This window comes from uncultured Ellagibacter sp., from assembly GCF_934636505.1.
GTDB lineage: Bacteria > Actinomycetota > Coriobacteriia > Coriobacteriales > Eggerthellaceae > Ellagibacter.
The window spans coordinates 1-10174 of sequence record NZ_CAKUAL010000069.1 but is presented as its reverse complement, the minus strand read 5'-3'; the positions used below and the strand labels follow the sequence as shown (position 1 = coordinate 10174).

Here is a 10174-nt window from a genome sequence, read left to right as displayed (position 1 = left end):
GCCTCTTCCGCGCGGCGTCGGCTTCTTGCATGAGCTGACTCCTGCTTCATCGCTTCTCTCTGTGCCACGAGTGCCTGCTGCGCCTTTGTGCTCACCGCGGGCCGCTTAAGGGCTTTCGCTGCCTCGCGGGCGCGTCGCTTGGGGTTCTTCGCGGGCTTGCTTGTTTCCGTGGACTCGTCGCCGAAGAACGAGAGCTTCTCCCATTCGCTTGTAACGAATCGCAGGATCTCCTCATCGGACGGCTCCGTGCCGAAGACGATGCGGGCGGCGCCGTACCTTCCGCCCTCGACGTGCTCCGCCAGCCCGACCCAGAATTGGCCGTCGTGATATACGGTCAGGGTGGACGACACGCTGATCTGCATGGCTGGTTCCTCCTTTATGTAGATGACCATGCAGAGAAGGGACAACCAAGGAGGCAGGTTACTGATGCGGATTTCCGCACGCCCACGACTACCCGACGGGGACTGTGTTTTCATCTCTGATGCCCGCATTGTAGCACGCGCGGATGCGCCCCGACATCGCTGCCGACATGGCGCGACCGGGATTCGATCCTCGAAGCATCCTTGCACATATTGCCTTCTCGGTTTCGAAACTTTAAAAGATCTTGAGTTTCGAAACTGGGAAGCAGAGTCTAAGCGAGAGACAATATAAGCTCCGAATCGACGCTCGAGAGGGAGCTCGCGCCGCTTCTGCCCATCAGGGACGCGCTCCCGAAGGCCCTCGTTGCCCGCACGAGGCATGAGCCCTATATCCCGGAGGGTGTGCTCGTGCTGGACCCCGCGAGATGGCTGCGCGGCGAGCATGGGCTCTGAGCGTCGCGTAGGGCTGTCGCGGGGTTCTGCCGGATAAGAAAAAGCCGAGGGAAACGCCCCGGCACTTGGAAGCCCTTCTGGCGGAAAATCATCCACTTCATATCATCGCTCGCGCAGGAGTTCGAACGCGCACAAATCGATCTGGACGCAAGCGAAGCCCCCGGCCCGTTCCGCGACTCATGGGAAAGCCACCCGAGGCTACTCATTTCTCCTACTAGCAATGAAGACCTGCAACCTGCGGTTTTGCGAACGACGCGCAAGCCACCCGCGTTAACTCACTTGCGATTGCAACTGGCGGCTTGCGCACTAAAGAGCGGGTGGGTTTAAAAGGGGCGTTTTCGGTGCTATCGAGCCTCCAAAGGCGGCTCGCCGCGCCTTTTGGGGCAAAAGCGAAAACTCAAAACCCTGAGTTTGAAAAAAGTTTTTGAAGTTGTCCCGACTTTTGTCTCCGAAGCCGACGAAACGCGACGAGGCGTTACCTGGCGGCACTCGGCTCGAGACGGCACCGAAAACTGGGCGCAACTGGAATGACGGGACGGCAGAACCGCAACTATCGAGTGAGAGTAGAAAATTCCTTAGTTATGGGGGTATAAATCGCTTAGGCGATAACGAGTACCCCAATAAACCTCTAATTTGATATTCTGGCTCCAATGAAGATTGGAGCCAGAATGCGTTTGTTCCCTAGAGAGAACTACCTGAAGAAGATCCGCAGCTTCTACCATGACGACGGGATGATCAAGGTCATCACCGGCGTCCGCCGCTGCGGCAAGTCCTGCCTCATGCAGTGCATCGCCGAAGAGCTGAGGGCAGAAGGCGTCGATGATGGGCACATCGTCTTTTTCGACCTAGACCGGTACGGGTACCGATCCGTCAAGACCTCAGAACAGCTCGAGGCCCTCGTCGAGCCCCTGCTCGCCGTCTCGGGGACGAAATACCTTTTCATCGACGAGGTACAGAACGTCGATGGCTTCGAAGACGTGCTCAACGGGTTGCGCACCGAAGGCGGCTTCTCCATCTTCATCACCGGGTCAAACTCCTATCTGCTCTCGGGCGAACTGGCCACGAAATTAACCGGGCGCTACATCGAATTCGAGATGCAGACGCTGGGCTTCGGCGAGTATTGCCAGATGAAGCGTTTCTTGGGACTGCCCGTGAACCCGAACCCGGTCGCGGAGTTCGACGCCTACATCCTCGAGGGCGGCTTCCCGAAAGCGATGGATTACCCCCAGCTCGCCGACAAGCGCGCTTACGTTGCTGCTGTTATCGAGGAAATCTTCGAGAAGGACATCCGCAGGCGCGTGAAGATCAAGAACGTCTCCGTGTTCAACCAGGTGCGCGACTACGTCATCAACAACTTCGGCGCCACCACGTCGCTTGCGAACATCCGATCGGACCTCGAGAGCAAGCAGGGCGTGAAAATCAAGCGCGAGACGCTCGCGCGGTACCTCCGGATCCTCGAGGGCGCGAAGATCGTCAGCAAGTGCGCCCGCTTCGACCTGAAGTCCCGGAAATCGCTGCGGGGCGAGCAAAAGTACTACCTGGCGGACCTGGGCTTCTACTTCGCCCTCAACACCGACAACCGCATCAACTACGGGCCCGTCCTCGAGAACATCGTCTACCGCTACGCTCTCGCGCAGGGTTGCAAGGTCAGCGTCGGACGCATCGGGAAGCTGGAATGCGACTTCATCCTCAGAACCCCCGAGATGGGCTATGCATACGTTCAGGTTGCAATGACCATCATGGCAGACCGGTCCACCGAAGAGCGCGAGTACCGTCCCTTCGAACAGATCAGGGACAACTACCCCAAGTACCTGCTGACGCGAGGCGACCCCATCCAGCGTAGGGACGGCATCATTCATGCCAACATCCCCGAGTTCATGCAGGAAGGGAGAGCATTCTAGGAGGGCAATGCCTCCTTTCGATACCCGCCTGCGTGCGGCTGATCTTGAATGGGCGTCTTTAGCCTTCATTTGCTTCTATGCGCCTGCCGCATCGATTCAACGCGCGCCCCTGGCGACGACAGGACTGATAGCAAGCAGACAATCTACCAAGGGCATACCTTTGATAGATTGCAAGCGAACGCTGTTCCAGCGGCCGAAGATAAAGCCGCCAGTAACGACTCTTTAATTTATCTCTCTTGCGCATCCCTCTTGACTTGCAGGAGCACGAGCCGATAAAGCCACCGGCTACGATTCGCTTCGCCAAATAGGCTTCAATAAAGACAATCACCCGCTTTGTCATTCGTTTCGAGTAATTCCGAACCCCAATAACCTGTTCTTTTTTGTCCCGGGGACAAAAACGAAACTGCGGGCCTTCGGCAGCCGAAAAGTTATCTGCGCTGTCCCACGTATCGTCCCAAACACCCACGCGAAGTCACGCAGCGGGATTTGGCGGTAAGACGGCTATAATCGACGACCCAACCGGAATAGGCTGGAATGACGTCACGGCAAACGAGCGTGAAAGAGTGGGAATAGCGGGAATAATTGCCTCCGAACCCCTGGTTCGGAAGCCGTGGCTAAAACTCATTCCGCGTCTATCGCCTCTATGAGCATGATGACCGGGCGCAGTCCGTCTACGCAGGCGAACACTCCTTTGTCATCATCGCGCATCCATGTTCCTTTTGGCTGGAGGAGCTCCCCATGGGAAAGCGATGCGACCATTGCTTCTATGGGTTTCCATGCATACTCGCACAGGCCATTCGGTTTGTGCTCGCCATCGCTAACAAACACCTGCCCGGCTTTGTGGAAAGGGCAAGGGCCGAAGTTGGGAATCGCGTATTCTTCGGCTAGCCTTTCGTCGACCTCGGATTTCAATATCGTTATTCTCACGTCACGTTTCATGTCATCTTCTCCTGTACGTTTCGACGAATGCGCAAAAGCCTCGCGCGTTACTCGTCGCCTGCTTGCGCCGCCGAGAGCAGCGTGCTCAAATCGGCCTGAATCGCCTCTGCCTTGCCTCCAAGCTGCAGCGGAGCGGAGCCGCCCGAGATATTGACGCTCAACAGGTGCGCATCCGGCAGCTTTGCGGTCATGCTCCAGAACGGGAGAGTGATGATGCCAGGGGTCATCTCACCCACACCAAGCTCCAGCAACAGCACGCGGCCATCGCTGCGCTCACGCACAAAGCGCTCGTATCGTCCGAGGCTCTCGCGCCATGCCGCACCCTGCAGAAACGTGTCGTCGCGCACCCACGGCGCAAGCTGCCAGCCGCAGTGCGGGCATCGAGGGACATCCTCGCTGCGGACCTCGAACCCCGCCATGCCCGCGAGCATGCGCTCGACGTAGGGGCCCGCGTCGAAGAGCTCGTCGCAGCATGGCTGTTTGCATTGAAGGTGCGCGAAGCTTCCCTGGTAGTTGCAGATCCTCTCGGTGGGAAACGTCTTCTCGACCTGGGTGTCCACATTGGTGCTCAGGATGAAGTAGTCCTTTTGGCAGATGAGGGACCGCAGGTCGAGATAGGGCTGCGAGGCCGACTCGCGCAGCATGAAATCGATGTATCGCGCGTAGTAGGCCCATTGCTGCTCGAGGCTGGGGTAGAGGTGGTAGAAACCGTCGAAAAGGCTCTTGAAGCCGAAGGCCCGCTGCCAGTCCCCCATTCCGGCGCGCGCCATGCCCGCACGGCTGTAATGGTTGAACCCGGCGGCGCTCGACATGCCCGAGCCAATGCCGACGATGATGGCGTCGGCATCGTCGATAAGACTTCGAAGCCTATTTGCTTCTCTTTCTAGAGACGGCATCGGGCGACCTCCTCGAAAGCCGAGGCCATATCTCCATCAACGAGAATCGTCTCGCACGAAACATCGGGCGCCATGGCCTGGTTGTAGTTGAACACGATGTAGGTGGAGTGTTCGCTGGCGTTCGCGATTTGGGCAAGCATGCGCTTTATGACGCCGTTGCGCAGTCCCACGCCAAGCTCGAGGATGGCAACCCTGCCATTGCGATGAACTCGCACAAGGCGCGCGAGCTCTTCGAGCTGGGCCGCGGCGAGGGCATCTGGATGAGCGAGACGCCTCTCGTCGATCGACGTGCGTATGCTCCCCTCCGTCTCGAGCACGCGGTTCTCGTTGAACCCCGCGCGCGCAAAGTGCCCGTCGATATTACATGTGATCACGAAGGTGTCAGCGTGCTCCGTAAGACGCCGCAGCCCGTTCATGAGCGGGCTTGGCTCATATTCGAGATATTCCTTTTGATGGAACCGCTCGGCCCATCGGCGTCGCACGTTCGCATCCGGGGAGGCGAGCCCCTGCAGTATGCAGCCGACGCCGTCGGCCTGGGCGAGGTCCCCGTATGTCTCCCGGAAATGGGCGTCGGCGCAGAAGAGGTTGAGCCCCTCCGCCATGTCAAGCCCGTTGCTAGCTCCGATGACGATGAGGTCCGCCTCGGCAAGCGCCCGGCCTATGCGAACCGTTTTCACCGCTTCCATGCGCTACCTCCCCAGCGTCTTGCGCACATCGACAAGCACGTCGGCTATGTCGGCGCGGATCGCCATGCCCCGGCCTTCGATTGCGCGGGGCAGAAAGCGCGTCTTGTTGTTCACGGCGATGTAGCTCGCCTGCGGCAGCTGCGCCGTGAGGGCCCAGAACGGCTCCTGGATAAACGCGGGCGTGATGCGACCCACGCCCAGTTCAAGGAAAAGAATCTTCTGCTGCGCGTGCACGTCGAGCCAGTCGGAGACCTTGCAGTACTGCTCCTCGTAGAGCTCGCCCTGCAGGAAGTTGCCGTAGCCGCGAACCCAAGGGAACGCCTTCGCCCCGCAGTGCGGGCAGCGCGGCACGAGCTCTGTTGGAACTACTAGGCCATCCCCCATGGCCTCCACCATGCGGGAGACCGGTTCGATCGCGTCCCACACCTCGTCAGTGCAGCAACGGGAGCACTGGAAGAAGCGGTGGTCGCCTTGGATCTCGGCCACCTTCTCCCAGGGGTAGATTTTCATGAACTGCGTGTCCTGGTTGGTGGTGAGCACGAAGAAGTCCTTCTCGGCAAGGATGGCGTCAAGGTCCTTGTAGGGCTCGCGCAGCGGGGCGTTGAGCGTGGTGTCGAGGAAGGTGGCAAGGTAGCCCCAGCGCGCCTCGGCGGTGGGCCAACGGTAGAACGACCCCTCGAAAGCTCCCCTGAAACCGTAACGCTCGGCGAATTTGCCGAAATGCTTGCGGTAGGTCGCGTTGTCCTCATAGTAGAAGTCGCCGCCGCCCGCCGCGGAGAGCCCGGAGGCCCCGCCTACAAGCACGCAGTCGGCTTCCTCGATCATGCGGGTAAACGTTTCTATTTGCTGCCCGTAGGGGACGGGGTTGCAATCGCTCAGGTCGTAGGGTGTGCCGCCATTTCGATAGGCTGCCTGATGGGAAAATGATCGGTGTGTGAGCTCGATAACGAGCTGCTCGTACGAAGTCACTCGATACCCTCTTTCAGCTATAATAAACAGGTGTCGATAATCAGTATCTATGTTGATTTGCGCGAGAGCAATGAACAGCTGCGAAGCGCTGTCGATAAACGAGCGCTTGTCGAATATTGTTAGGCAGATCGAACGGAGGAGCCATGGAAGCAGGGAAGATCGACCGTCGCCGGCGCTATACGCTCTCGGTCATACGGGAGGCGTTCTTCGCGCTGCTGGCCGAGGTCGGCTTCGCAAAGATGACAGTGGCGGATATCTGCCGTCGCGCGGATATCAACCGGGGCACGTTCTATCTGCATTACGAGGACAAGTTCGCACTGCTCGACACACTTATCGACGAGGCCCTGGCGGCGGCACCCCCGCTCGAGGGAGTGGAGACGGGAGCCCTCTGTCAGCGCCCGCCGGCAAATGAAGACTATTACCTGATCTACTCGGATGACGATGCGTACGCCCGCGTGGCACAGCGCGTCATCGAGCGCGGGGCTGAGCAGATGGTTCCCTCGATCATGGAGAAGACCGGGCTTTCGCGCGAGGAAGCCCATCTGCTCTTCGCCCATAACGTCCAGGGAAATCTTGCGGTTAACCGCCTGCTCGGTTGGAGGCGAGGGCCCAAGTTCGCCCATGCACAGGAGCTGCTCAGTGCCTATTCCGAAGGAGGCTTGCGAGCGGTATCGACTCGTCATGGTTCCTGCAGTTCATCTTGACCGCGGACCCGTTCCAAGAAGCCGACGACACGCAAACCGGATGTAACTGGAATGGCAAGACAGAAAACCGGTGCCACTGAGCGGAAATAGGCCGATATCTAGCGTTTCCGAGCCTCTGACCTGTACCAACAGGTCAGAGGCTTTTCGTTTGTGAACAGGGGACGTAGCCCTGTTCACGTTAGGGTCTGTGCCGGCACCGATCAATGCCCGCGATGCTTCTGCTTGCGCTTCAGCGTTCGCTGCTCGAAGCGCACCTCCGCCTCTTCCGCGTGGCGCTGGCTTCTTGCTTGAGCTTCGGCCTGCGGGCGTGCCGTCTGAGCTCAGGTCGTCGGACATGCCCGCGACCCCGTTGCCCATCGCTTCGCCTGCGACGAGATAAATCGAGCTGCGATGGACCGGATCGAGATAGAGACATGTGATTCTGAATCAGCCAGGGTATCGCTAACCCAGCCCTCCATGTCCGCCCCGTTGTAGACGAAGACATCGGCACCTTCGATGGCCTTGACGTCGCTCGGCGACGGCTCCCGTTCATACGGTTCGGTTCCCGCCGGGCAGAGGTTCGTGACTTCAACGTGTCCTCCTCCGATTTTCTGGGCAAAGTCGGCCATCGGGTAGAAGCTTGCCACCACCTGGACCTTCTGGGATTCGTTTGAGGATTGGCTATCATTCGCAGCCGTATTCGAGTTGTTCGAGGGGCCGGAGCATGCGGAAAGCCCCACGACGCACAGCACGGCCACCACAGCCGCGAAAGCTGCGTACATCATCTTATTCAGTTTCACCATTGGTATATATCTCCTGCTAGGAATGCCTTTTTGCGGGCATGACTTGCATATATCGAGGAAGATGCACCCTAGCAGTCGAGCCTCACCTTAAGTCCGACCAATGTATTGGACGCCGCACGAGAGGATCGCGCGGCGATCAGCAGCACGAATACAGCAAAAAGAGCAGCTTCGGACGCCGCAGCAGAAACGTCAGCGGCGGTTTGGATGATAGAAGAAGCAATGGCGAGTACCTGGCAAACCTGGCACTCATCGCCCTGGCAGTCATGCTGGGCTTCGGCAACGATGAACAGCGCAGGCGCGAGCAAGACGAAGGTCAAAACCAGCGCGGCAATACGTGTGCGCACGCTATTCATCGAGGCCCTCCCCGCGGCTCGCAGCGCGTTCCTTCGCACACGCTTCGCACGTGCCGAACAGGACAGTGCTGGACATATCGATCCGAAAGCCATGATTGGCCAGCATATGGGCGCACAGGAAGTCTATTTCTTCGCAGTTAAGATGGATGAGCTTACCGCACGAAAGACACTTCATGTGATAGCAACGCTCGGGCACGCACGCGCTTTTATCGAGCAGCTCGAAACAGGCGCTCTTCTCGCCGATTGGCTGCGATTTCACAACGACGCCTTCAAGAACGAGCTTCTCCAGCTGGCGATACACCGTGGCAGACGAAACCTTGCGGCCGCCCTCGACAAGCGCGGCATGCACAGCCGAGGCGCGGTCATGTGACTGCCCGCCTCGGACAGACAATCGATGATAGCCTGCCGCTGTGCCGTGTTGTATTGTTCGCGCATACCTTCCGCCTGCCTTCAATTTGAGAACCGTTCGCATATTAGAGTGAGGCCTGTGGTTGTCAAGAACGTTTCGCAAATAGCGGAGAGTTATTTCATGACGACTCGTCCGACGCCTGGCGCAAAAAGATCTAGCGCTGCTCGCCTATCATTCAACCCCTTTTGCGGAAGCCGTTGGAACATGGAACCCAATCAGCCAGAACAAAAACACCGCCACGCAACCTAAAATGACCCATACCGAAGGACGGGCAACCGCAAATGCGCTTATCGCCATAACGACATAGGAAACGCCCAATATCGAGGCTTTCTTGCAAAGAGGGATACCTTCGCCGGAATTGATAGGCTCGACATATGCTTTATACACTTTCGTTTTGATCAGCCAGTTATTCAATCGTTGCGAACTACGCGAAAACAGAAAGGCCGCAGCAAGGAGAAACGGAGTCGTGGGCAATACGGGCATGAATGCACCAGCGATGCCCAAGGCAACGCACAGACAACCAACAGATACGAATACAACTTTCTTGATAGGATTCATGAGTGCTCCTTTGCGCTCTTCATTAGCCACTTGCTAGATATCACTTTTGCGATAAAGCGCCCGGACGGCGCTGTCTGGAATAAAACGAGTAGTCCTATCGAGCCCGTCCGCTCCACGCGCAATAATCGTCCTGTTCCAGGACGTCTCCGTCGTGATAGAAAGCGGCCCGGGCACGGCATCCGCCGCAAACGGACTCGTATTCGCAAACGCCGCACGAGCCCTTATACGCCTGAATGCGCAACTTTTGGAAAAGAGGGCTGGTACGCCAAATCTCATCGAAAGGCTGCGAGCGAACATCGCCTGCCGCCTCTTGCATGTAAGCGCAAGGACGCACAATGCCCTCGCTCCCCACCACGCAATACGTAAGACCCGCCAAGCAGCCCCGGCTGTAGCGCGTTTCGATACCGATCTGGTCGGCGATGCGCATGAACTGCGGGGCACACGTCGGTTTCACTTCTATGCCTACCTCGCGACCCGTGCGCAAGATATCGGCGAGCAGTTTCTCATTTTGCTCGATACCGATAATCTCATCTGCGATATCCGCGCCGCGACCAACCGGCACGAGAAAAAATATCGAATGATTCATCGCGCCGAGCTCTTTTGCGAACCGGGTTATGTCGCAAATCTCTTCACGGTTCCAATCGGTGACGGTCGTGTGAATCTGAAACGGAAGCCGCGCTTCCCTGCATGCCTCAATGCCCGAAAGCGCAGCCTCGTAAGCGCCCTGCACCCCGCGAAAACTATCGTGCTCTTCCCGATTGACGCTATCGATGCTGATCCCCATGGCGCAGGCGCCCGCGCTTTTCAGGCGCCGCGCGACCTTTGGCGTGATCAGCGTCCCGTTGGTCCCGAACACCGGGCGCAACCCGCATGACGCCGCATGCTCCACCAATTCGAAGATATCGCCGCGCAAAAGCGGTTCGCCGCCACTGAAAATCATGACCTTGAAACCAGCTTGAGCAATCTGAGAGATCATGACTTTCGCTTCAAGGGTAGAAAGTTCGCGCTCATTGCGCTCATCGGCGTTTTGATAACAGTGAGCGCACATCAAATTGCAGCAATTTGTGGTCATCCACGATACAATCACCAGCTGCTCCTCTCTCGCTTCCTTATCGCGAAAAAGGACGATATCGAACGACGCAACGTCGTCGTCAACACTAAGCGA

Annotated in this window: 12 protein-coding genes; 2 read left to right on the top strand and 10 right to left on the bottom strand. The window is 58.1% G+C overall.

Annotation, left to right across the window (positions count from 1 at the left end; translation table 11 throughout):
* The coding region (locus Q0G18_RS07825; protein ID WP_297151664.1) for a YjdF family protein at positions 1-362 on the bottom strand (362 nt) is incomplete at its 3' end.
* Between the two features lie 1118 nt (positions 363-1480).
* On the opposite strand from Q0G18_RS07825, the gene Q0G18_RS07820 reads away from it, so the two are divergent.
* Positions 1481-2713 (top strand): ATP-binding protein, encoded by a 1233-nt coding sequence (locus Q0G18_RS07820; RefSeq protein WP_297151660.1) that lies wholly within the window; start codon positions 1481-1483, stop codon positions 2711-2713.
* Positions 2714-3334: 621 nt separating this feature from the next.
* Here the strand turns inward: Q0G18_RS07820 and Q0G18_RS07815 are convergent.
* From Q0G18_RS07815 to Q0G18_RS07800, 4 genes are read right to left on the bottom strand one after another with little or no spacing between them, the layout of a single operon-like run.
* Entirely contained in the window at positions 3335-3652 is a 318-nt protein-coding gene (locus tag Q0G18_RS07815) for a TIGR04076 family protein (protein ID WP_296061345.1), read from the bottom strand.
* A gap of 47 nt (positions 3653-3699) precedes the next feature.
* Complete coding sequence (locus Q0G18_RS07810) at positions 3700-4548, bottom strand: hypothetical protein (RefSeq protein ID WP_297151656.1); 849 nt, start codon at positions 4546-4548, stop codon at positions 3700-3702.
* The gene (locus tag Q0G18_RS07805; protein WP_296061351.1) at positions 4536-5234 is read right to left on the bottom strand and encodes a hypothetical protein; all 699 of its coding nucleotides are present in this window, start codon (positions 5232-5234) and stop codon (positions 4536-4538) included. Before Q0G18_RS07805 ends, Q0G18_RS07810 begins: the two co-directional genes overlap by 13 nt.
* A gap of 3 nt (positions 5235-5237) precedes the next feature.
* Entirely contained in the window at positions 5238-6203 is a 966-nt protein-coding gene (locus Q0G18_RS07800) for an NAD-dependent protein deacetylase (RefSeq protein WP_297151653.1), read from the bottom strand.
* 143 nt (positions 6204-6346) lie between these two features.
* Here Q0G18_RS07800 and Q0G18_RS07795 point away from each other — a divergent pair, with 143 nt between their 5' ends.
* A complete protein-coding gene (locus tag Q0G18_RS07795; RefSeq protein ID WP_297151650.1) occupies positions 6347-6907 on the top strand; it encodes a TetR/AcrR family transcriptional regulator in 561 nt (186 codons plus the stop codon).
* A 320-nt stretch (positions 6908-7227) separates the two neighbouring features.
* Here Q0G18_RS07795 and Q0G18_RS07790 read toward each other — a convergent pair whose 3' ends face one another.
* The 5 genes from Q0G18_RS07790 to Q0G18_RS07770 all read right to left on the bottom strand — a co-directional run.
* Positions 7228-7689 carry a metal ABC transporter substrate-binding protein gene (locus Q0G18_RS07790; protein WP_297151647.1) on the bottom strand — a complete coding sequence of 154 codons (462 nt, stop codon included), beginning with the start codon at positions 7687-7689 and terminating at the stop codon, positions 7228-7230.
* 68 nt (positions 7690-7757) lie between these two features.
* Positions 7758-8042, bottom strand: a complete 285-nt coding sequence (locus Q0G18_RS07785; RefSeq protein WP_297151644.1) for a hypothetical protein — start codon at positions 8040-8042, stop codon at positions 7758-7760.
* The gene (locus Q0G18_RS07780) at positions 8035-8514 is read right to left on the bottom strand and encodes a transcriptional repressor (protein ID WP_297151641.1); all 480 of its coding nucleotides are present in this window, start codon (positions 8512-8514) and stop codon (positions 8035-8037) included. The genes Q0G18_RS07785 and Q0G18_RS07780 overlap by 8 nt, the downstream gene beginning before the upstream one ends.
* 108 nt (positions 8515-8622) lie before the next feature.
* Positions 8623-9009, bottom strand: a complete 387-nt coding sequence (locus Q0G18_RS07775) for a YbaN family protein (RefSeq protein WP_296061362.1) — start codon at positions 9007-9009, stop codon at positions 8623-8625.
* A gap of 94 nt (positions 9010-9103) precedes the next feature.
* The coding region (locus Q0G18_RS07770) for a radical SAM protein (protein ID WP_297151637.1) at positions 9104-10174 on the bottom strand (1071 nt) is incomplete at its 5' end.

What these genes read in the sequence shown, in the direction of transcription:
- Q0G18_RS07820 (WP_297151660.1), top strand. Translation starts at nt 1,481, where the DNA reads ATGCGTTTGTTCCCTAGAGAGAACTACCTGAAGAAGATCCGCAGCTTC.
- Q0G18_RS07815 (WP_296061345.1), bottom strand. Translation starts at nt 3,652, where the DNA reads ATGAAACGTGACGTGAGAATAACGATATTGAAATCCGAGGTCGACGAA.
- Q0G18_RS07810 (WP_297151656.1), bottom strand. Translation starts at nt 4,548, where the DNA reads ATGCCGTCTCTAGAAAGAGAAGCAAATAGGCTTCGAAGTCTTATCGAC.
- Q0G18_RS07805 (WP_296061351.1), bottom strand. Translation starts at nt 5,234, where the DNA reads ATGGAAGCGGTGAAAACGGTTCGCATAGGCCGGGCGCTTGCCGAGGCG.
- Q0G18_RS07795 (WP_297151650.1), top strand. Translation starts at nt 6,347, where the DNA reads ATGGAAGCAGGGAAGATCGACCGTCGCCGGCGCTATACGCTCTCGGTC.
- Q0G18_RS07790 (WP_297151647.1), bottom strand. Translation starts at nt 7,689, where the DNA reads ATGGTGAAACTGAATAAGATGATGTACGCAGCTTTCGCGGCTGTGGTG.
- Q0G18_RS07785 (WP_297151644.1), bottom strand. Translation starts at nt 8,042, where the DNA reads ATGAATAGCGTGCGCACACGTATTGCCGCGCTGGTTTTGACCTTCGTC.
- Q0G18_RS07780 (WP_297151641.1), bottom strand. Translation starts at nt 8,514, where the DNA reads ATGCGAACGGTTCTCAAATTGAAGGCAGGCGGAAGGTATGCGCGAACA.
- Q0G18_RS07775 (WP_296061362.1), bottom strand. Translation starts at nt 9,009, where the DNA reads ATGAATCCTATCAAGAAAGTTGTATTCGTATCTGTTGGTTGTCTGTGC.